The sequence below is a fragment of the Curtobacterium sp. MCLR17_059 genome (genome assembly GCF_003234665.1).
Taxonomy (GTDB): domain Bacteria; phylum Actinomycetota; class Actinomycetes; order Actinomycetales; family Microbacteriaceae; genus Curtobacterium; species Curtobacterium flaccumfaciens.
The window spans coordinates 479,743-500,209 of sequence record NZ_QKSU01000001.1; the positions used below are offsets into that span (position 1 = coordinate 479,743).

Sequence of the window (20,467 nt, forward strand, 5' to 3'; positions counted from 1 at the left end):
TCATGGCATCTGCACGTTCCACCTTCCGTTCCGCCGGTGTGGCCATCCGCCTCACCCTCGTCGCCACCGTCGTCCTGGGCGTCGGCTACCCGCTCGCCGTCTGGGGCGTCGGCCAGGCGGCGTTCCACGACCAGGCCAACGGTTCGATGGTCACGGACTCGTCCGGCAAGGTCGTCGGTTCCTCGTTGATCGGGCAGTCGTTCACCGGAAAGCAGGCCGACCGCTGGTTCCAGTCGCGGCCGTCCGCCGCCGGGGACGGCTACGACGCGGGGGCGTCCTCCGGCTCGAACCTCGGGCCGAACAACGCCGACCTGCTCAAGGCCGTCGAGGAGCGTCGTGCGGCGCTGGCGAAGGCCGACGGAGTCCCCGCTGCGCAGGTGCCTGCCGACGCCGTGACCGCGTCCGGTTCGGGGCTCGACCCGGACATCAGCCCGGCCTATGCGTCCCAGCAGGCGGCTCGAGTGGCGTCGGCTCGGGGGTTGTCCGTCGCCACCGTGCGGCAGCTCGTGGCGTCGCACACCGAGTCGCGGCAGCTCGGGTTCCTCGGTGAGCCCGTGGTGAACGTGCTCGCGCTGAACCTGGCGCTGGCGAAGGCGTCCTGAGCGTGGGTGACCCCTCCGCAAGACACCGGTGCTCGCGCGTCGAACACCCGCAATCCGCGGTGCGACAGGTGAACACCGGTGTTTTGCGGAGACCGACCCCCGCACGCGAGAGGATGAGCACGTGAAGCGCGGGAAGCTGCGGGTCCTGCTCGGTGCGGCGCCCGGTGTCGGCAAGACCTACACGATGCTCGAAGAGGGGCGTCGGCTGCTCGACGAGGGTCGCGACGTGGTCGTCGCCGTCGTCGAGACGCACGAGCGCGCCGCCACCGCGGCACTGGTGAACGGGCTCGAGGTCGTGCCCCGCCGCACCGTCTCGCACCGGGGCGTCGACCTCGACGACCTCGACCTCGACGCCGTCATCGCCCGGGCACCCGAGGTCGCGCTGGTCGACGAACTCGCGCACACGAACGCCCCGGGGAGCCCGAACGAGAAGCGCTGGCAGGACGTGGAGGCACTGCGGGACGCCGGCATCGACGTCATCTCGACCGTCAACGTGCAGCACATGCAGTCCCTCGGCGACGTGGTCCGCGAGATCACCGGCACCGTGCAGCGCGAGACCGTCCCCGACGCCGTGGTGCGCGCGGCCGACCAGATCGAGGTCGTCGATCTGGCCCCGGCAGCGCTGCGCGAACGGCTCTCCGACGGGCTCGTCTACCCGGCGGCCCGGATCGACGCCGCGCTGTCGAACTACTTCCGCCTCGGCAACCTCACCGCACTGCGCGAGATCGCCCTGCTCTGGCTCGCCGACGAGGTCGACGACGCGCTCAAGGCCTACCGCGCCGAGCACGGCATCGAGCACCGGTGGGAGACCCGGGAGCGCGTGCTCGTCGCCCTGACCGGCGGCCCCGAGGGCGAGACCCTGCTGCGCCGCGGCGCCCGCATCGCCGCCCGCAGTGCCGGTGGCGAGCTCGCCGCCGTCCACGTGACGACGAACGACGGCCTGCGCGTCCGGCACCCCGGCGCGCTCGGCAAGCAGCGGACCCTGCTCGAGCAGCTCGGTGGCACGTACCACCAGGTCGTCGGCGACGACGTGCCGAGCACGCTGGTGCGGTTCGCGCGGTCGATCGACGCCACCCAGATCGTGATCGGGGTCAGCCGCCGCAGTCGGCTCGCGGCCGCCATGACCGGCCCGGGGATCGGCAACACCGTGATCCGCGAGTCCGGCGACATCGACGTGCACGTCGTCACGCACGAGCGAGCCGGCGGCGGGATCACCCTGCCGAAGCTCGGCGGCAGCCTGTCGCGCGGCCGGGTGGTCGCCGCGTTCGTCCTGTCGGTCCTGGTCGGGCCGCTGCTCACGTGGGTGCTGTCGATCGGCAGTGATCCGGACGCCATCACGGTGGACGTACTGGCGTACCAGCTGCTCGTCCTGGTCGTGGCGCTCGTGGGCGGGATGTGGCCGGCGGTGTTCACGGCCGTGCTGTCCGGACTGAGCCTCGACTACTTCTTCGTGCAACCCCTCTACATGGTCACCGTCCAGCAGCCGTGGCACCTGTTCGCCCTGGTCATGTACGTGATCAGTGCGGTGCTGGTCAGCTTCGTGGTCGACCGGTCCGCTCGCCGTTCACGTGCCGCCCGTCGGGCCTCGGCCGAGTCCGGGCTCCTGATGGGCATCGCCGGCAGCGTGCTCCGCGGCGACGACGCCCTGCAGGCACTGCTCGACCGCACACGAGAGGCGTTCGGCTTCGCCGGCGTCCGGATCCGCCAGGGCGACGAGGTGCCGGCGACCTCCGGCGAGTTCGGTGCGACGCCGGACGCGTCGACGACGCTGGCGTCCGGCGCCGTGCTCGAGTTCGCCGGTGCGCCCGACGACCCGACCCAGCGCCGGCTGCTGCGGGTCGTCGAGCAGCAGCTCGACGCCGCCGTCGAGCACCGGGAGCTGACCCGCACCGCCGTCGGCGCCGAGCGCATCGCCGCCGCCGACCGGGTCCGGAGCGCGCTGCTCGCGGCCGTCGGCCACGACGTGCGCCGACCCATCGCCGCGGCCTCCGCCGCCGTGCAGACGCTGCGTGCGTCCGACATCGACCTGTCCGGCGCCGACCGGGAGGCGCTGCTCGCGACCGCCGACGAGAGCCTCGGTCAGCTGGCGGTGCTGTTGGCAGACCTGTTGGACGTCAGCCGCGTGCAGGCCGGAGTCCTCGCGGTCACCCCGGCGGCGATCGCGCTCGAGACGGTGGTCGCGCCGGCGCTCGACGAGCTGGAGCTCGGCCCCGACGACGTCGACCTCGACCTGCCCGCGGACCTGCCGCCGGTGCTCGCCGACCCGGTCCTGCTGCAGCGCGTCGTCGTGAACCTGCTCGCCAACGCCGCCCGGTACGCACCGGACGGCACCCACGTCCGGGTCGCCGCCAGCGCCTTCGCCGGCGGGGTCGAACTCCGCGTCGCCGACCACGGCCCCGGGATCCCCGAGGACCGCCGCGACGAGGTGTTCCAGCCGTTCCAGCGGCTCGGTGACACCGACAACGAGACCGGCCTCGGGCTCGGGCTGGCCCTGGCGCGCGGGTTCACCGAGGGCATGGGCGGCACGATCGAGGTCGACGACACCCCGGGAGGTGGGCTCACCGTCGTGGTGCGGCTGCCGATCGCCGGGCACGTGGGAGTGGAGATCCGATGAAGGTCCTGATCGCTGACGACGACGCGCAGCTCGTCCGCGCGCTGTCGGTGACGCTCTCGGCGCGCGGGTACGACGTCGTCACGGCTCGGGACGGGCGCGAGGCGATCGACGCCGTCATCACCGAGCGCCCCGACCTGGTGCTGCTCGACCTCGGCATGCCCCGGCTCGACGGCATCGGGGTGCTCGAGGGCGTCCGGGCCTGGTCGCAGGTGCCGGTCCTCGTGCTCTCCGGCCGGACCGACTCGTCCGACAAGGTCGACGCGCTCGACGCCGGTGCCGACGACTACGTGACGAAGCCGTTCCAGATGGACGAGCTCCTCGCCCGGCTGCGGGCACTCGGACGACGCCGGGTGGTGGCGTCCGAGGAGACCCCGACGATCGCGATCGGACCGCTGCTCGTGGACCTCGTCGCGAAGCAGGTCACCCCGGCCGAGGGCCCCGCGATCCGCCTGACGCCCACCGAGTGGCGCCTGCTCGAGGTCCTGGTCACGAACCCCGACCGCCTGATGACCCGCGAGATGCTGTTGACCGAGGTCTGGGGGCCGACGCACGGCAACGACTCCGGGTACCTGCGGCTGTACATGGCCCAGCTGCGGCGGAAGCTCGAGCCCGACCCCGCGCACCCGCGCTACCTGGTGACGGAGTCCGGCATGGGCTACCGCTTCGCCCCCGGAGCGTAGGAACCCGCCGCTGTCGGGGGACTGGCGGGAAGCTGTCGTGTCGGTGGCGGGTCCCTGTCGTGGTGCGCCGTTCCGCGGTTCCCTACTGTTCAGGACATGAACGAGATGCGGATCGGTGAACTCCGACGACTGCGGGGCTGGACCCAGGAACGACTGGCCGAGACGAGCGGCATCGCCGTGCGGACGGTGCAACGGATGGAGAGCGGCAACGACGCGAGCCTCGAGTCGCTGTCCGCGGTGGCCACGGCCCTCGAGGTCCCCGTGCGCGACCTGTTCGCCACCGAGGAGCCGGCGTCGCTCGACCCCGGGGTGCGCGGGCTCGACGAGCGCGCCGAGCGGGAGCAGGCGCAGCGCGACGCTGCTTCGCGCGGCTGGCAGTACCTGTACTCCGGTATCGGCATCGTCGTGACGCTCGGCACCCTGGCGCTCATCGGTTCGCGCATCTGGCCGGGGGCCGCGATCTTCGTCATCCCCATCTACTGGGCGGGTGGGCGGCTGCTCTCGCAGTTCCTGATGGCGACCGTCGTCGAGCCCGCGCTCGACCGTCGGTACCCGTTGTCGCGGTCTCGTCGGGACGCCTCGTCGCGATCCCGTCGGTTCACGCCCGGGAGCTGAACGCCGCGAGCTCGGCCCGGGTCCGGGCACCGTGCTTCCGGAGCAGGTTCGCCACGTGGTACTTCACGGTGTTGACGCTGATGCCGAGTCCCTCGGCGATCTCACGGTTGCCGACACCGGTCGCCACGAGCCGCAGGACGTCGCGCTCCCGTGGGGTCAGATCGCCGTCGTCGACCGCGTCCACCTCGGTCGGCCGCGGGTCGAGCGGCAGTGAGATGTCGAGCACCGATCCCCAGCCGGGCGTGCTCGCGACCTGCACCCGGCCGTCGAGCGTGACGACCCGCTCCGCGATCGGCCGCATGGCGTCGTCGTGCACGTCGAGCGTGCCGGAGCCGTCGTCGCGGAGCTGCATGAGCAGGTTCCGGCCGTCGCAGTCCCACTGGATGCGGACCCGCTTCGCCGCACCGTCGTCGACCAGGGCGAGCACCGCGGTCCGGACGATCGCCCGGGCCGCGTGGGCGACGTCGCCCGGGAGCGCACGGCCGGTGGCCGGCGGTTCGACGAACTGCACGTCGAGGTCCCCGAAGCGCACGAGCGGTCGCAGGTCGGCGCGCAACCGCGAGAACGCGCCGGTGACCGGTTCGAGCAGGGTGCTCCGCTGCTGATCGGTCACGGTGCGCAGGTCGACGAGGGCGGCCGAGGCGATCTCGACGGCCTCGGCCCTGGCGGCCGCGTCGGTGACCCGCGACGACCGGAGCACGGCGAGGACGGACTCCAGCGTGAGCGCGTGCCGGTCCGCCTGCTCGGCGACCGTGCGGGCGTGCTCGGCGGCCGCGAGCCGGATGGCGGAGCCGCCCCGGGCCTCCAGGGTGTCGACCGATGCGTCCATGGACGCGACGGTACCCGTCCCACCCGAGCGGACGGGCCCACCCGATGGGATGGGGTCCCTGCCGAGGCGGGTAGCGGCGTGCCGGGGCGCGCGACGGAAGGATCGAGGGCATGGCAGCAACCACCGTCTCCGCAGCGCTCGACCTGGTCGTCCGCGAGGTCGGCGACCTGGCGGCCCGCCTCGACGACGCCCCGGCCCAGCGCGCACTCGAGCTGATCGAGGGCGCCGACCGGGTGTTCGTCCACGGCGCCGGTCGCTCCGGCCTCGCCCTCCGCATGACCGCGATGCGCCTCATGCACCTCGGGCTCGACGCCCACGTCGTCGGCGAAGTCACCACCCCGGCCATCCGTCCGGGTGACCTGCTCCTCGTCGCGAGCGGCTCCGGTACGACCACCGGCATCGTGCAGGCCGCGCGCACCGCGCACGAGGTCGGCGCATCCGTCGTGGCGCTCTCGACCACCGACGACTCCCCGCTCTCCGAGCTGGCGGACGTCACGATCGTGCTGCCCGCCGCGACGAAGACCGACCGCTCCGGCACCGCCTCGGCCCAGTACGCCGGTGGCCTCTTCGAACAGGCGGTCGCCCTGGTGGGCGACGCCGTGTTCCACGCCCTGTGGACCCGAGGCGGGCAGTCCGCCGACGACCTCTGGCCCCGTCACGCCAACCTCGAATGAAAGGCACACCCATGCAGCTCCAGTTCGCCATGGACACCCTGACCACCGAAGCCGCCCTCGAGCTCGCCGCCGCGGCCGCGCCGCACGTCGACGTCCTCGAGCTCGGCACGCCCCTGATCAAGAGCGCCGGCCTGTCCGCCGTCACCGCGATCAAGGAAGCACACCCCGACAAGATCGTGTTCGCCGACCTCAAGACCATGGACGCCGGTGAGCTCGAGGCCGACATCGCCTTCTCGGCCGGTGCCGACCTGGTCACCGTCCTCGGTGTCGCCGGCGACTCGACGATCGTCGGCGCCGTCAAGGCCGCCAAGAAGCACGGCAAGGGCATCGTCGTCGACCTGATCGGCGTCTCCGACAAGGCCGCCCGTGCCCGCGAGGTCGTCGCGCTCGGCGCCGAGTTCGTCGAGGTCCACGCCGGGCTCGACGAGCAGGCGGAAGAGGGCTTCACGTTCTCGACCCTGCTCGACGCCGGCAAGGACTCGGGCGTCCCGTTCTCGATCGCGGGCGGCGTGAACGCGTCCTCGGTCGCCTCGGTGCAGGAGGCCGGTGCCCGCATCGCCGTCGCCGGGAGCGCGATCTACAGCGCCTCGGACGTCGGCGCAGCAGCCGCCGAGATCCGCGCCGCCATCAAGTAGCGCGTCCCAGTCGCCCTCCCCGGGCGACGGTCAACGAGTGAGCAGAAGACGTCGAGTGCGACTACCGCACCCGACGTCTTCTGCTCACTGGCTCCCGCCCCTGCGGTCACACCCCGCCCCGCGGTAGCGTCGGGCCGTGGGGATCGAACTGCGCCGCGCGACCGCCGACGACTGGGAAGCCTGGCGACCAGTGCGCCTCCGCGCGCTCGCCGATGCCCCGCACGCCTTCGGCTCGACGCTGCAGGACTGGGCGAACGCACCCGAACACCGGTGGCGCACCCGCCTGTCGATCCCGGGAGCGCTCGACCTGCTCGCAGTCGACACCGCTGCCGAGGTTCCCGGCACGGTCGTCGGGATGGCCAGCGGGATCCCTCCCACCGGCCCCGACGGCCCCGCCGAGCTCATCTCGATGTGGGTCGACCCGGCAGCGCGCGGCCGCGGTGTTGCCCGCGCCCTCATCGACGCGATCGCCGTGTGGGCGGCGACCTCCGGAGCCACCGAACTCGAACTCTCGGTGCTGCCCGACAACGCCGTCGCCCGCCGCGCCTACGAGCGAGTCGGCTTCAGCGCCCGCGACGAACCCGGCGATCCGTTGCCCGACGGTCGGACCGAGGTCCGGATGCGCCGTACGGTGGCCACATGAACCGAGCGCTGCGCTGGACCACCTGGATCGTCGCCGTCGTCGTGCTGATCGCGGTGGTGTTCCTCGTCTGGGCGCACATCGTCATGCAGGGCACCCGCAGCGCCGCCCTGCAGGTCTGGCGCGACGACCGGATCGCGGTCCGGGACGCCGGTGACTCGGTGGTGATGACCCCGACCGGTCAGGCCGACGGGGTCGGGATCGTCTTCATCCCCGGCGCGAAGGTCGATCCGTACGCCTACATGGCCACGTTCCGGCAGGTGGTCGCCAACGGCACGACGGTGGTCATCACGAAGCCGACGCTGAACCTCGCGTTCTTCGACACCCGGCCGCTCGCCACGTTCGAGGCCCACGCGCCCTCGGTCACACGCTGGGGGGTCGGCGGGCACTCCCTCGGCGGGGTCCGCGCGTGCCAGCTCGCCCAGGACGCCGACGGCCTGCTGCTGCTCGGCAGCTACTGCGCGAACGACATCAGCCGCTCTTACATCGACGTGCTGAGCGTCTCCGGTTCGCGTGACGGCTTGTCGACGCCGGCCAAGGTCGACGCCGCGCGGGACAAGCTGCCGTCGACCGCCACCATGACCGAGATCCAGGGGTCGAACCACGCCGACTTCGGTGCCTACGGCGACCAGCCGGGCGACCGCACGGCGACCATCAGCCGTGCTGATGCCCGCCAGCAGATCGCGGACGCGATCGAGGCCTGGGTGCGCGACCTGCGCTGATCACGCGGGCGGACCGGCGGACGCACCGCGGGCCTCCAGACGGTCTGCCTGGAGGCCCGTGGTGCGTGACGTCAGTGGATCACGCCCGCCTCGTGGTCGCGTCCGGAACGGCGCCCGGTGAACCGGGCGACGAAGTACAGGACCACGCCGACGGCGAGCAGGATCGCGGCGTAGAGCCACACCTGACCGCTCTGCTGCGTGAGCAGCAGGATGCACGACAGCACCCCGAGCACCGGGACGAACGTCCAGACCCGGAAGTGGTCGTGCTCGACGTGGTCGCGGCGGAGCACCAGGACGGCGACGTTCGTGCTGATGAACACGAAGAGCAGCAGGAGCACGACGGTCTCGGCCAGCACGCCCACGTCGCCCACCAGGGTCAGGAGCATCGCGACGACCGTGGTGGCGACGATGGCGGTCCACGGGGTCTTCCGGTTCGGCAGGACCTTCGCGAGCAGGGCGGGCAGGAGCCGCTGCTCGGCCATGCCGTAGGTCACGCGGCTCGACATGATCATCGTGAGCAGCGCGCCGTTCGCGACGGCGACCAGGGCGATGAGGCTGAAGACCCAGTCCGGGATCGGGACGCCGGTGGCGGAGACGACCGCGAGCAGCGGGCCGCTGGACTCGGACAGCTCCGACGCGGGCAGGGCGATCGCGCTGGCGAGGGCGACGAGGACGTAGACGACACCGGCCGTGGCGAGGGCACCGAACAGGGCCTTCGGGTAGACGCGGCGGGGGTCGCGGACCTCCTCCGCGATGTTGGCGGACGTCTCGAAGCCGACGAACGAGTAGTAGGCGACGATCGCGGCGCTCAGGGTCGCCAGGGCCGGGTTCGCCTCGGACGGGAACGCGCCGATCCGGGAGACGTCACCGCCGCCACCGCCGAGCATCACGGCCACGACCACGATCACGATGACCAGGCCGGAGACCTCGATGATCGTCATCACGACGTTGCTCTTGAGCGAGTCGGAGATGCCGCGGGCGTTCAGGCAGGCGATCAGGGCGAGGAAGACGATCGCGGTGGGCACGGGCGGCAGGTCGACGAACGTGCCGAGGTAGTCGCCGGCGAAGGCGAGCGACAGACCGGCGGCGCTCGTGACGCCGGCGGCGAGCATGCTGAACCCGACCAGGAACGAGACGATCGGTGCCTTGTAGGCGCGTTCGGCGAAGACCGCGGCACCGCCGGCCTTCGGGTACTTCGTCACGAGTTCGGCGTAGGAGCCCGCGGTGAGCAGGGCCAGTAGGAGCGCGAGCACCAGCGGTGCCCAGAGCGCACCGCCGACGTCCTTCGCCAGCGTCCCCATCAGGGCGTAGATGCCGGCACCGAGCACGTCGCCGAGGATGAAGAGGAACAGCAGCGGGCCGGTGATCGCCTGGCGGAGCTTCGACTGCGTGCCGTCGTGGGGTGCGGCCGTGGTGTCGCTGGTCATGGTGGTGCCTTTCGTCCGGGTCAGCGTGCCGGGGCGTGTCTCAGAAGCCTCACAGGTGCACCGTGGCGGGCGGTCCTCCCTGCACAGCGGAGCGGCCGGTGAACTCGCTCCACAGGGTGCGGCGCGTCGGAACGTCCGGACTGGAGCGGTCCTAGACTCGTCGCGAGCCATTCGTCCACCACCAGTCCCCGGAGGACCGCAGATGACGACGCAGGACCAGCGCACGCCCGCGCGACTCAGTGACCAGCGCGCGCTCCTGTTCGACCTCGACGGCGTGCTCACCCCGACCGCCGACGTCCACATGCGCGCGTGGAGCCGACTCTTCACGCCGTACCTCGAAGCACACGGGGTCGCGCCGTACACCGAGCAGGACTACTTCACCTCCATCGACGGCAAGCCCCGCTACGACGGCGTGCGCTCGCTGCTCGAGTCGCGCGGCATCGACCTGCCGCAGGGCACCCCGGACGACGCACCCGACACCGACACGGTGTGCGGGCTCGGCAACCGGAAGAACGCGGAGTTCACCGCCGAGCTCGACGAGCACGGTGTCGAGCCCTACCCGGGGTCGCTCCGGTTCCTGACCGCCGCGATCGCCGCAGGGATGTCCGTCGCGGTCGTCTCCAGCTCGGCGAACGCCACGTCGGTGCTCCGGACGGCGGGCATCCTCGACCGGTTCCCCGTCGTCGTCGACGGGCTCGTCGCGCGCCAGGACGGCCTGACCGGCAAGCCCGCTCCCGACACCTACCTCGACGCGGCGACCCGGTTCGGACTCACCGCCGCCGAGTGCGTCGTGGTCGAGGACGCCACCAGCGGGGTCGAAGCCGGCCGCAACGGGTCGTTCGGTCTCGTCGTCGGTGTCGACCGCGGCGCCGGGGCGGACGCCCTGCGCGAGCACGGTGCCGACGTCGTCGTGTCCGACCTCGACGAACTCATCGACCAGCTGCCCGCACCGGCCACCAGCACGACGTAGGCCACCCGGCCGGACGCTCCCTGGCTGCCGGCCGCACCGACGTACCCATCTCCCTCCCTTCCCACGGAGCAGCATGAACCCCATCACCTCGGACCCCCTCGACCGCGTCCGCTACCCGATCGACGAGTGGGCCCTCGTCGAGACCGAGTACACCCCCGACGAGCAGGGCGTCGCCGAGACGAACTTCGCCGTCGGCAACGGGTACCTTGGCCTGCGCGGGAACCTCGACGAAGGCCGTGGCGGCGTGCAGTACGGCACGTACATCAACGGGTTCCACGAGACCTGGCCGATCCGGCACGCGGAAGACGCCTTCGGGTTCGCGAAGACCGGGCAGACGATCATCAACGCGCCGGACGCCAAGGTCATCCGCCTGTACGTCGACGACGAGCCGCTCGTGCTGGCCGAGGCCGACATCCTCCGGCACACCCGCCGGCTGGAGTTCCGCGGCGGGTACCTGTTCCGCGAGACCGAGTGGTCGACGCCGTCCGGCAAGCGGGTGCTCATCCGGGCACGTCGACTCGTGTCGTTCACCGACCGGCACCTCGCCGTCATCGACTACGAGGTCACGGTGCTCGACGCGGACGCCTCGATCCTGCTGTCCAGCCAGATCCTCAACCGCCAGGACGTGCAGGACGAGTACCACGCCGGCATGCGGGCCGCGGCGAACGCCTTCGACCCCCGCAAGGCCGAGTCGTTCACCGAGCGGGTGCTCGTGCCGAAGCTCAAGCGCAGCACCGGCGGCCGTTCGGTCCTCGGGTACCAGGCGTCCAGCTCCGGCATGACGATCTGCGTCGGCGTCGAGCACCACATCGAGACCGAGAACAGCTGGGACGAGTCGTCGTCGATCGAGGACGACCTGGCGAAGCACGTCTACCGGGTGCAGGCCCGCGCCGGGCAGCCCATCCGGCTCGTGAAGCACGTGGTCTACCACACCTCCCGCGGGGTGCCCGTGCGCGAGCTCGCCGACCGGTGCGACCGCACGCTCGACCGCGCGCACGCCGAGAACGTCGACGAGACCTTCGCGAAGCAGCGCGACTGGCTCGACGACTACTGGGCCCGCAGCGACGTCGAGATCGCCGGTCAGCCCGCGATCCAGCAGGCCGTCCGCTGGAACCTCTTCCAGCTCGCGCAGGCCACCGCCCGCACCGACGGCCACGGCATCGCCGCGAAGGGCGTCACCGGCTCCGGCTACGGCGGCCACTACTTCTGGGACATGGAGATCTACGTCCTGCCGTTCCTGTCGTACACGGCGCCGATCGTCGCGCGGAACGCCCTGCGCTTCCGCTACAACATGCTCGACGCGGCGCGGGCTCGGGCCCGCGAGCTGAACCAGCGCGGCGCCCTGTTCCCGTGGCGGACGATCAACGGTGAAGAGTCCAGCGCGTACTACGCCGCCGGCACCGCGCAGTACCACATCGACGCCGACATCTCGCATGCGCTCATGCAGTACGTGCGGGCCTCGGGCGACCGCGAGTTCCTGAAGCGCGGCGCCATCGACGTGCTCGTGGAGACCGCCCGGCTCTGGGCCGACCTCGGGTTCTGGCGGTCCAACGGCGACAAGAAGTTCCACATCGACGGCGTCACCGGGCCGGACGAGTACACGACCGTCGTCGACGACAACCTCTACACGAACGTCATGGCGCGGGCGAACCTGTGGTTCGCCGTCAACGCCTGCCGCGAGCTCGCCGCCGACGACGCCGAAGAGTACGACCGCATGGTGCGCCGGACCGGTCTGCAGCCGGACGAGCTCGTCGAGTGGGAGCACGCCGCCGAGTCGATGGAGATCCCCTTCGACCCGCACCGTGGCATCCACCCGCAGGACGCCCAGTTCCTCGACAAGGAACTCTGGGACCTCGAGAACACCCCCGAGTCCAAGCGCCCGCTGCTGCTCCACTACCACCCGCTGGTGATCTACCGGTTCCAGGTGCTGAAGCAGGCCGACGTCGTGCTCGCGCTGTTCCTGCAGGGGCACGAGTTCACGGCGGCCGAGAAGCGTCGCGACTTCGACTACTACGACGCACTCACCACCGGTGACTCGACGCTGTCCGCGGTCGTGCAGTCGATCATGGCGGCCGAGGTCGGGTACCACGACCTCGCCGACCAGTACTTCCAGACCGCGCTCTACGTCGACCTGGCGGACCTGCACGGCAACACCTCGGACGGCGTGCACATCGCGTCGACCGGTGGCATCTGGGGTGCGCTCGTCAACGGCTTCGGCGGCATGCGCGACCACGGCGGCCGGATGAGCTTCAACCCGCGGCTGCCGAAGCACTGGGACCGTCTGTCCTACCGTCTGACGGTGCGCGGATCGCGGGTCCGGGTCGACCTCGAGCAGGAAGCCATGACGCTCACGGTCGAGACCGGTTCGGGCTTCACGGTGTGGGTGCACAACCAGCAGTGGGACATCGAGGCGGGGGAGCCCACCGTGGTGCCGCTGCCGCACCACGGGCCGCGCATGTCCGGGCACGCCCCGACCACGAGCGACATCCAGGGCACGCTGCGTGCGGACGGCTCGGTCATCACCGCGTCGATCCCGACGATCTCCCTGGAGCGCGACTTCGACCTCGACGACTCGACCGGCTGACGCCTCGTCATGTCCGCTCGTCGCCCCGGCTCAGCCTCGCTGTGCCGGGGCGTCGTGCGTCTCGGGGTGTTCCCGCGCCTCCGAACGCGTCCAGCCGGCCCGGGGCACCGTGGTCTGCCGTGCCCCTCGGGTCGATGGCGTCTCCCCGGGCACGGTTCGTGCAACGAGAGGAGACATCATGGGCAACCGGTTCGAGGGCAAGGTCGCGATCGTCACGGGCGCAGGGTCCGGCATCGGTGAGGCGACGGCGCGGGCGTTCATCGACGAGGGCGCGTCGGTCGTGCTGACCGACAGCGTCGAGGAGAAGGTCCGCGCGGTGGGTGACTCCCTGCCGACGCACCGGGTCGTCGCCCTGCACGCCGACGTGGCGAGTCCGGAGGACTGGGAGACCGTCGTCTCGGCGGCGATCGACCGCTTCGACCGGCTCGACGTCCTGGTGAACAACGCCGGGACCTTCAGCTCGGGCGACATCACCGACATCAGCACGGCCGAGTGGCGCCGGGTCATCGAGACCGACCTGTCCGGTGTGTTCTACGGCACCCGGGCGGCCCTGCCGTTCCTGCGCGAGACGAAGGGGTCGATCGTCAACACGTCGTCGGTCTCCGGTGAGGACGCTGACTGGCGGATGAGCCCCTACAACGCGGCGAAGGGCGGGGTGACGAACTTCACCAAGGCGGCTGCCCTCGACAACGGGCAGTTCGGCGTGCGCGTGAACGCCGTCGCTCCGGGACTCATCTGGACCGACCTCACCCAGGAGCAGGCGGAGGACGAGGCCCTGCAGTCGAAGTTCACCGAGCGCATCGCCCTCGGCCGCGGGGGTCGCTCTGCCGAGGTCGCCGAGGCGATCCTGTTCCTGGCCAGCGACGCGGCCTCGTTCATCACGGGCGCGGTCCTGCCGGTGGACGGCGGCACCATGGCGAGCAACGGGCAGCCGCCGCAGGCCTGAGCTGCCGCAGCGGCGTCGGCGGCACCGTCAGCTGGCGACGAGCTCGACCTTGAACCGCTCGGCGTCCTCGAGGAAGGCCGCGTGGTGCTCCGGACCACCGGCGAACGGGTGTCGGTCCTCGTACAGGCGTGCCCAGCCGTGACCGGGAGCTTCGGCCCAGAGTCGCTCCACTGTCTCGGCAGTACCGGCGTGGAACGCCAGGTGGCTGAGCCCCGGTCGGCGGCGGTCGTGATCGCCGCCCAGCGGTGCCGATTCGAGCACGACGTACAACGGGCCGAGCCGCCAGCTCCTGCCGCGGTCCCACTGCTGGAACGGCTCGTAGCCGAGTTCGCCGAGCAGCCAGCCCCACGCCCCGGCGGCGGTGTCGACGTCGGCGGTGCGGAGCTCGACGTGGTGCAGCGTGCCGATCGTCACAGGAGCTTCCGCAGGGTGTTCGTGTTGCGGGTCGTCGTCGTGCGCTTGAAGCGTGCGGCGCCGGCCCGCTTGGCGAACACGGTGTCGGTGCTCGACCCCTTCGGACACGACCAGTAGACGACCCCGTCCCCGCGGGTGACCTGCTCGACCGACTCGTCGAGTTCGAGGTCCGCGACCAACGCGTCGAGCGCACCGTCGTCGGACCCGAACACGACGTAGTCGTGCCGTTCGTCGGCACGCGCGAAGGGGAACCCGTCGACCACGGCCGCGAGGGCGTCGTGCCGGACGAGCACGATCCAGGCGTCGTAGCCGAACCGGTCGCGCAGCCCCTGCTCGATCGACGTCGTGAGCTGCTCGGCGGGCACGTCGGCGGAGAACACGACGTTGCCCGAGGCGAGCACGGTGCGGACGTCGTCGAACCCGAGCCCTCGGAAGAGTTCCGCGAGCTCAGCGCTCCGGATCGTGATGCCGTTCACGTTGACGCCGCGCAGCAGCGCCACCCACCTGTCCATGTCCGGACGGTAGCGGTCCGGCCCGCTCACGTCCACGTCCGGGCCACGCCCCAACCGGCACCCTGCGGCACGATGTCGACCACCAGGGCCTCACCGTCGTCGTCGCTGGTCGCCTGGAACCGCCAGCCCACCGTGCGCTCGGGCGCGTGGGTGATCGCGGTGGGCAGCTCGGCGCGCGTCACGGTCAGCCGGGTGGGGGTGTCGCTCACCCGCCAGCGCCGTCCGGCCCACACGAGCCGCGTCGGTGTGCCCTCGGCCCACCACACCGTGGCGGCCGTGTCGGTGATCATCATCGGGTCTCCTCGTTCGAACGTGTGTTCGAATGGTAGGTGTCGACCTCCGACGTCGCAACTGACCGTTGCATTCAGAACACGTTCTGAATAGGCTCGATCCATGACGCTCGTCGCTCCGCCCCGATCCCGACGGTCGGTGCAGTCCTCTGACCTCTCCCGCCACGCCAAGCAGGTGTTCGCTGCCGCCGAGGAAGCCCCGCTCGAGGTCACCCGTCGCGACGGGAAGCCCCTCGTCCTCACCACGAAGGAACGATCCGACGACGACGACGCAGTGCTCGACATCGCGGCGCAGCTCATCGCCGCGGTGACGCTCAACGAGCAACTGCCACTCCACGATCGGCTGGCGATCCCGTACCCGTGGATCAAGCTCCTCAGCGCCGCAGACCAGCAGCGCTTCGCCCGGGACATCGTCGACGTCGCCCGTGGCTCGTTCTCGCTCCGGCAGCCGCGCAGACTCCTGCTCGAGATGCAGGCGTGGCGCAACAGTGCCGAGGCGATCGCCGCGGGCTGGGACACCGGAGAGCCGGAGATCCTCGCCGAGCCGATCCGCGTCGAGAAGCCCTGACGCGGTGGCGGGCCGGCGCGGCGGGGTCCCCCGGCCGATCCGTTCGACGGAGTACACGATCGTCTTCGGGACACGTGGCGCGGAACAGGGGTGGCGCGACGTGGTGGCGGTGCAGCGGAACGCAGTCGCACCACCCCAACCAGACGAAGTGACTGCGCTCGGCCTCGGCAGTCGTCGTGTAGACGGGACCCATGACGAACGACGCACAGGGCCCCGACGCGCAGCACCAGGTTCCCGAGGGGGTGTCCGAGGCCACGGTCGAGGCACTCGGCAGCCTGTCCGCCGCGGTCGAGGTCATCGAGCACGCCCGCGGCCTGCTCTACGGGTTCCACCGACTGACCGGCACCGCTGACCTGAACCTCGGTGAGGCGGTCGAGCAGCTGCGGAAGGCCGGGCACACCGAACTCGCCGAGCGCATCGACACCGAACTCGTGGGCCGCAACGTCATCGCGGGCCGCTGGACGTTCCAGATCGTCGAGGACTACGACGACGGCTACTACGCGCTCGCCAAGGAGCTCGAGCGCACTGCGCGCGACGAGCTCGTGCAGGGCCGCCGCCACCTGTTCGAGGCGGGCATGAAGGAAGACCGTCGCACCCAGGACCAGCGCCACCACGAGGCCACGCCGAGCGACCTGCCGGACTGACCACGGGCCTCCAGGCCGACGCGGCCGACGCCGGCGTCCTGCGGAAGACGCCCCGGAAACGTCGAGACGCCGCCGGATTCGGCGGCGTCTCGATGACACGACGGCGTCTTGCGCCAGGTCCAGCCAGACCCGGATCAGCAGGGCCCAGCAGGAACGCGTCAGCCGACGCCGAGCAGCGCCTCCAGCGGCCCCCGCGCGAAGTACAGCAAGAAGCCCGCGGCGACGACGTAGAGCAGCCACGAGACCTCACGGCCACGGCCGGACAGCAGCTTGATGAGCACCCAGCTGATGAAGCCGGCGCCGATGCCGTTCGCGATCGAGTAGGTCAGCGGCATGACGACGATCGTCAGGAACGCCGGCAGGGCCGAGCCGAAGTCCGACCACGAGATGTCCGCGACCTGCGCGACCATGAGCGCACCGACGACGACGAGCCCGGCGGCTGCGACCTCGAGCGGGACGACCTGGGTGAGCGGCGTGAGGAACATCGACGCCAGGAACAGCAGTCCGGTGACGACCGAGGCCATGCCGGTGCGTGCACCCTCGCCGATGCCGGAGGCCGAGTCGATGAAGACGGTGTTCGACGACACCGACGCGCCACCACCGGCGATCGCGCCGACGCCCTCGACGACGAGCGCCGACTTCAGGCGGGGGAACGTGCCGTCCGGCTTCGCGACACCGGCGGCCTTCGCCAGACCGGTCATGGTGCCCATGGCGTCGAAGAAGTTCGTGAAGACGAGGGTGAAGACGAGCATCGACGCGGCGAGCGGGCCGATGCGGGTGAAGGCACCGAAGACGTCGGCGTGGCCGACGAGCGACAGGTCCGGCACGGCGAAGAGTGCGTTCGGCAGGCCGGGGGCGTTGAGGTTCCAACCGGTCTTCGAGTCGACCGAGGTCGGCACCTGGAAGATCGCCTGCAGGATGATCGCGATGATCGTGGTCGCGACGATGCCGATGAGCAGCGCACCCTTGACCCGGCGGGCCATGAGCGTGCCGATGATGATCAGGCCGATGAGGAACACGATGGTCGGCAGGGCGCCGACGGAGCCGTCCTCGCCGAGCTGCAGCGGCGGCGACGCGAGCCCGGAGGACCGCACGAAGCCGGAGTCGACGAGCCCGATGAACGCGATGAACAGGCCGATGCCGACGGTGATCGCGGCCTTGAGCTGGGCCGGGACGGCGGTGAAGATCATCGTCCGGATGCCGGTCAACGCGAGGATCACGATGATCACACCGTTGATGACGACCAGGCCCATCGCCTCGGCCCAGGTGACCTGGTGCACGACGCTGACGGCGAGGAACGAGTTGATCCCGAGCCCCGCGGCGATGCCGAACGGCAGGTTCGCGATGATGCCCATCGCGATGGTCATGACGCCGGCGACGAGACCGGTCGCCGCGGCCACCTGAGCGTTCTCGAGCCATCCGCCGCTGACGTCCTTGGCGGCCTGGTCGGCGCTGAACCCGCCGAGGATGAGGGGGTTCAGGATGACGATGTACGCCATCGTCACGAACGAGACGAGGCCACCGCGGACCTCGCGGGGGATCGACGATCCGCGTTGCGTGATGGAGAAGAATCGATCGAGGCCGGTCGCGAAGCGGTTCCGGGGCGTGGTGTCGGTCTGCGGGGCGCTCACCACGAGAGTTTAAAGGACGCTGGGTTTCGGGCGTGTCACACCGGTCTCACAGGTTGTGACGGCCGGGAGGCCCGTTCCACGCGGTTCGCGCACCTCGCGCTGGGCGTCTGCCCGCGTTCTCCGGCCATGACTGGTGTTGGATGAGCGGGTGACGTCACCCATGGACCGCGCCCGTGTGCAGGCCGCCGTCCGCGAGCTGCTGCTCGCCATCGGCGAGGATCCCGACCGCCCGGAACTCACCCGCACCCCCGCCCGTGTCGCCGACTCGTACGCCGAGTTCTTCTCCGGGATCGGCACCGACGCGGTCGCCATCGCCCGGGACGGCACCGTGCACGCCGAGGACGGCGAACGCGGTCGGCTCGTCATCGTGCGGGACGTGAAGTTCCGCTCCGTCTGCGAACACCACCTGCTGCCGTTCCTCGGGGTCGCGCACCTGGCGTACGCGCCGGGCGACCGTCTCATCGGGCTCGGCACGCTGGCGCGGGTGCTCGACGCGGTGGCCTCCCGTCCGCAGCTGCAGGAGCGGCTCGGCGAACAGGTCGCCGCGACCATCGCCGAGGGGCTCGGCGCCGAGGGCGTCCTGGTGGTCCTCGACGCGCAGCACCAGTGCGTCACGACGCGTGGGGAGCGCCAGACCGGTTCGACGACCGTGACGGTGGCGGCGACCGGTTCGCTGGCCGACACCGCGGGACGGGCCGAGGCGATCGCGCTCATCGGTGCGGGGCGTGGGACCGAGGCCGGGCACGACGAGCGTGCCGGGGCGGACGCATGACGGGCCTCCCGGACGGTGCGGCCGGACCCGGCGCGGCCGGACCCGGCTGGGTCGTGCCGGACCTGCGCCACCCGGTCCGGACGTTCGGCCGCCGCACCATCGACTTCGACCACCGCATCGCCGTGATGGCGATCGTGAACCGCACCCCCGACTCGTTCCACGACCGCGGCGCCACCTTCGAGCTCGACCGGGCCGTCGCCGCCTCGGTCCGCGCAGCCGAACAGGGCGCCGACTGGGTCGACATCGGCGGCGTGAAGTTCGCCCCCGGTCCGGAGCTGCCCGCCTCCGACGAGATCGACCGCGTCGTGCCCGTCGTCGAGCAGCTCGCCCAGCAGTCCGACGTCGTCATCAGCGTCGACACCTTCCGCCCGGAGGTCGCCGCAGCGGCGATCGCAGCCGGGGCGACCGTCGTCAACGACACCACCGGCCTGTCCGACCCGCGGATGGCCGCCGTGGTCGCCGACTCCGAGGCCACCGTCGTCATCACGCACTCCCTCGCGGAACCCCGACGGCCCCTGCCCGCGCCGCCGCAGTACGGCGACATCGCGGGCGAGGTCGTCGCGTTCCTGCGCGAACGGGTCGACCGGGCGCTCGCCGCGGGCATCCCCGAGTCACGGATCATCGTCGACCCGGGCCACGACCTCCACAAGAACACCGTGCACACTCTCGAGCTCACCCGTCGGCTGCCCGAGGTCGTCGCGCTCGGCTACCCGGTCCTCGCCGCGGTGTCGAACAAGGACTTCGTGGGGGAGTCGCTCGGCCGCCCCCGCGGGGAACGGCTCTCCGGATCGCTCGCCGTCGCGACCGTGAGCGCGATGCTCGGCGCCCGGATCGTCCGGATGCACGACGTCGCCGAGAGCGTCGACGCGATGCGCATGGTCGAGGCCACGCTCGGATGGCGCACCCCCGTGGAATCGAGGCACAACACGTGAACGTCCTGCCCCCTTCGATCGCGGACCTGTCCGACGACGACCTGCTCGACCTCTACACCGCCGACGCCGGGGCCCTCTGGCTCCGCGTGAACTTCGTCGCGACGCTCGACGGTTCGGCCTCGGCTGCCGGGGTGTCCGGGTCGCTCGGCGGTGACGACGACCTGCGGGTCTTCGACCTGCTCCGGCGGGTGGCCGACGTTGTGCTCGTCGCCGCCGGCACCGTCCGCGACGAGGGCTACGGGCCGATGGTCCTGCACGACGCCGACGTCGCCTGGCGTCGGGCGCACGGCAAGCCGGACCACCCCGTGTTCGCGATCGTCACCGGCTCGCTGTCGCTCGACCCGGGGTCTCGGGTGTTCACCGAGGCGCCGGTGCGCCCGATCGTCCTGACGTCGGAGACGGCGGCTGCGTCGTCGAAGGCGCAGGCGCTCGCCGAGGTCGCCGACGTCGTGCCCTGCAGTGCGGACGACGAGCCGGACTCGGTGGACGCCGGGCGGATCCGAGGCGTGTTGGCGGGCCGTGGCCTCGGGATGATCCACTGCGAGGGCGGGCCGTCGTTCCTCGGGGCGCTCATCGCCGCGGACGCCGTCGACGAGCTGACCCTGACGATCGACCCGTCGCTCGAGGGCGGGGAGGGGCCGCGCATCGCCCGCGGCTCGTCACCCGAGCTCCGGCGGATGCGACCGGCGCACGTGCTGCTCGGCGCCGGCGGCGTGCTGCTCACCCGGTACGTCCGGGCGCGCTGACACCGCTCGCGCTGGTGCCG

At 71.5% G+C, this 20,467-nt stretch carries 22 protein-coding genes; 16 read left to right on the forward strand and 6 right to left on the reverse strand.

Going from position 1 to position 20,467, the window contains the following annotated elements:
* Positions 1-2 precede the first annotated feature (2 nt).
* The 4 genes from kdpC (at position 3) to DEJ12_RS02435 (ending at position 4,511) form a co-directional block, all read left to right on the forward strand.
* Complete coding sequence (gene kdpC / locus DEJ12_RS02420) at positions 3-602, forward strand: K(+)-transporting ATPase subunit C (protein WP_111028928.1); 600 nt, start codon at positions 3-5, stop codon at positions 600-602.
* 121 nt (positions 603-723) lie between these two features.
* Complete coding sequence (locus DEJ12_RS02425) at positions 724-3,216, forward strand: ATP-binding protein (protein WP_027466796.1); 2,493 nt, start codon at positions 724-726, stop codon at positions 3,214-3,216.
* Positions 3,213-3,896 carry a response regulator gene (locus DEJ12_RS02430; protein ID WP_027466795.1) on the forward strand — a complete coding sequence of 228 codons (684 nt, stop codon included), beginning with the start codon at positions 3,213-3,215 and terminating at the stop codon, positions 3,894-3,896. The genes DEJ12_RS02425 and DEJ12_RS02430 overlap by 4 nt, the downstream gene beginning before the upstream one ends.
* Before the next feature lie 96 nt (positions 3,897-3,992).
* Entirely contained in the window at positions 3,993-4,511 is a 519-nt protein-coding gene (locus tag DEJ12_RS02435; protein ID WP_111028929.1) for a helix-turn-helix domain-containing protein, read from the forward strand.
* Here the strand turns inward: DEJ12_RS02435 and DEJ12_RS02440 are convergent.
* Complete coding sequence (locus DEJ12_RS02440) at positions 4,495-5,340, reverse strand: LuxR C-terminal-related transcriptional regulator (RefSeq protein WP_071406217.1); 846 nt, start codon at positions 5,338-5,340, stop codon at positions 4,495-4,497. The genes DEJ12_RS02435 and DEJ12_RS02440 overlap by 17 nt on opposite strands.
* Positions 5,341-5,450: 110 nt before the next feature.
* Here DEJ12_RS02440 and hxlB point away from each other — a divergent pair, with 110 nt between their 5' ends.
* The 4 genes from hxlB to DEJ12_RS02460 all read left to right on the forward strand — a co-directional run bounded on the left by hxlB (position 5,451) and on the right by DEJ12_RS02460 (position 8,011).
* Complete coding sequence (gene hxlB / locus DEJ12_RS02445; protein WP_111028930.1) at positions 5,451-6,014, forward strand: 6-phospho-3-hexuloisomerase; 564 nt, start codon at positions 5,451-5,453, stop codon at positions 6,012-6,014.
* A gap of 11 nt (positions 6,015-6,025) precedes the next feature.
* Complete coding sequence (gene hxlA / locus DEJ12_RS02450; RefSeq protein WP_071406215.1) at positions 6,026-6,649, forward strand: 3-hexulose-6-phosphate synthase; 624 nt, start codon at positions 6,026-6,028, stop codon at positions 6,647-6,649.
* A gap of 136 nt (positions 6,650-6,785) precedes the next feature.
* Positions 6,786-7,292 carry a GNAT family N-acetyltransferase gene (locus tag DEJ12_RS02455; RefSeq protein ID WP_111023340.1) on the forward strand — a complete coding sequence of 169 codons (507 nt, stop codon included), beginning with the start codon at positions 6,786-6,788 and terminating at the stop codon, positions 7,290-7,292.
* Positions 7,289-8,011 (forward strand): alpha/beta hydrolase, encoded by a 723-nt coding sequence (locus DEJ12_RS02460; protein ID WP_111028931.1) that lies wholly within the window; start codon positions 7,289-7,291, stop codon positions 8,009-8,011. The genes DEJ12_RS02455 and DEJ12_RS02460 overlap by 4 nt, the downstream gene beginning before the upstream one ends.
* A gap of 71 nt (positions 8,012-8,082) precedes the next feature.
* Here DEJ12_RS02460 and DEJ12_RS02465 read toward each other — a convergent pair whose 3' ends face one another.
* Entirely contained in the window at positions 8,083-9,438 is a 1,356-nt protein-coding gene (locus DEJ12_RS02465; RefSeq protein WP_111023338.1) for an APC family permease, read from the reverse strand.
* 202 nt (positions 9,439-9,640) lie between these two features.
* On the opposite strand from DEJ12_RS02465, the gene DEJ12_RS02470 reads away from it, so the two are divergent.
* The 3 genes from DEJ12_RS02470 (at position 9,641) to DEJ12_RS02480 (ending at position 13,938) form a co-directional block, all read left to right on the forward strand.
* Positions 9,641-10,408, forward strand: a complete 768-nt coding sequence (locus tag DEJ12_RS02470; protein WP_071406212.1) for an HAD family phosphatase — start codon at positions 9,641-9,643, stop codon at positions 10,406-10,408.
* A gap of 73 nt (positions 10,409-10,481) precedes the next feature.
* Complete coding sequence (locus tag DEJ12_RS02475) at positions 10,482-12,992, forward strand: glycoside hydrolase family 65 protein (protein WP_071406211.1); 2,511 nt, start codon at positions 10,482-10,484, stop codon at positions 12,990-12,992.
* Positions 12,993-13,170: 178 nt separating this feature from the next.
* Entirely contained in the window at positions 13,171-13,938 is a 768-nt protein-coding gene (locus DEJ12_RS02480; protein ID WP_071406210.1) for an SDR family NAD(P)-dependent oxidoreductase, read from the forward strand.
* A gap of 27 nt (positions 13,939-13,965) precedes the next feature.
* Here DEJ12_RS02480 and DEJ12_RS02485 read toward each other — a convergent pair whose 3' ends face one another.
* The 3 genes from DEJ12_RS02485 to DEJ12_RS02495 are packed head-to-tail and all read right to left on the reverse strand — an operon-like array spanning position 13,966 to position 15,157.
* On the reverse strand, positions 13,966-14,352 hold the full coding sequence (locus DEJ12_RS02485; protein ID WP_111028932.1) for a VOC family protein: 387 nt from the start codon (positions 14,350-14,352) through the stop codon (positions 13,966-13,968).
* Positions 14,349-14,864 (reverse strand): DUF1697 domain-containing protein, encoded by a 516-nt coding sequence (locus DEJ12_RS02490; RefSeq protein ID WP_111029100.1) that lies wholly within the window; start codon positions 14,862-14,864, stop codon positions 14,349-14,351. Before DEJ12_RS02490 ends, DEJ12_RS02485 begins: the two co-directional genes overlap by 4 nt.
* A gap of 26 nt (positions 14,865-14,890) precedes the next feature.
* Entirely contained in the window at positions 14,891-15,157 is a 267-nt protein-coding gene (locus tag DEJ12_RS02495; RefSeq protein ID WP_035809269.1) for a hypothetical protein, read from the reverse strand.
* Positions 15,158-15,257: 100 nt separating this feature from the next.
* On the opposite strand from DEJ12_RS02495, the gene DEJ12_RS02500 reads away from it, so the two are divergent.
* Positions 15,258-15,722 carry a prevent-host-death protein gene (locus DEJ12_RS02500; protein WP_111028933.1) on the forward strand — a complete coding sequence of 155 codons (465 nt, stop codon included), beginning with the start codon at positions 15,258-15,260 and terminating at the stop codon, positions 15,720-15,722.
* A 191-nt stretch (positions 15,723-15,913) separates the two neighbouring features.
* Positions 15,914-16,366, forward strand: a complete 453-nt coding sequence (locus DEJ12_RS02505) for a hypothetical protein (protein ID WP_017887957.1) — start codon at positions 15,914-15,916, stop codon at positions 16,364-16,366.
* Positions 16,367-16,524: 158 nt separating this feature from the next.
* On the opposite strand, the gene DEJ12_RS02510 is transcribed toward DEJ12_RS02505, so the two are convergent.
* Positions 16,525-18,000 carry an NCS2 family permease gene (locus DEJ12_RS02510; protein WP_111028934.1) on the reverse strand — a complete coding sequence of 492 codons (1,476 nt, stop codon included), beginning with the start codon at positions 17,998-18,000 and terminating at the stop codon, positions 16,525-16,527.
* Between the two features lie 157 nt (positions 18,001-18,157).
* Between DEJ12_RS02510 and folE the strand changes: the two genes are divergently transcribed.
* The 3 genes from folE to DEJ12_RS02525 are packed head-to-tail and all read left to right on the forward strand — an operon-like array spanning position 18,158 to position 20,447.
* Positions 18,158-18,769 carry a GTP cyclohydrolase I gene (gene folE / locus DEJ12_RS02515; protein ID WP_111028935.1) on the forward strand — a complete coding sequence of 204 codons (612 nt, stop codon included), beginning with the start codon at positions 18,158-18,160 and terminating at the stop codon, positions 18,767-18,769.
* Positions 18,766-19,701: a dihydropteroate synthase gene (gene folP, locus DEJ12_RS02520; RefSeq protein WP_111028936.1), complete on the forward strand. Its 936-nt coding sequence runs from the start codon at positions 18,766-18,768 to the stop codon at positions 19,699-19,701. Before folE ends, folP begins: the two co-directional genes overlap by 4 nt.
* Positions 19,698-20,447 carry a pyrimidine reductase family protein gene (locus tag DEJ12_RS02525; RefSeq protein WP_258370450.1) on the forward strand — a complete coding sequence of 250 codons (750 nt, stop codon included), beginning with the start codon at positions 19,698-19,700 and terminating at the stop codon, positions 20,445-20,447. The genes folP and DEJ12_RS02525 overlap by 4 nt, the downstream gene beginning before the upstream one ends.
* Positions 20,448-20,467 lie beyond the last annotated feature (20 nt).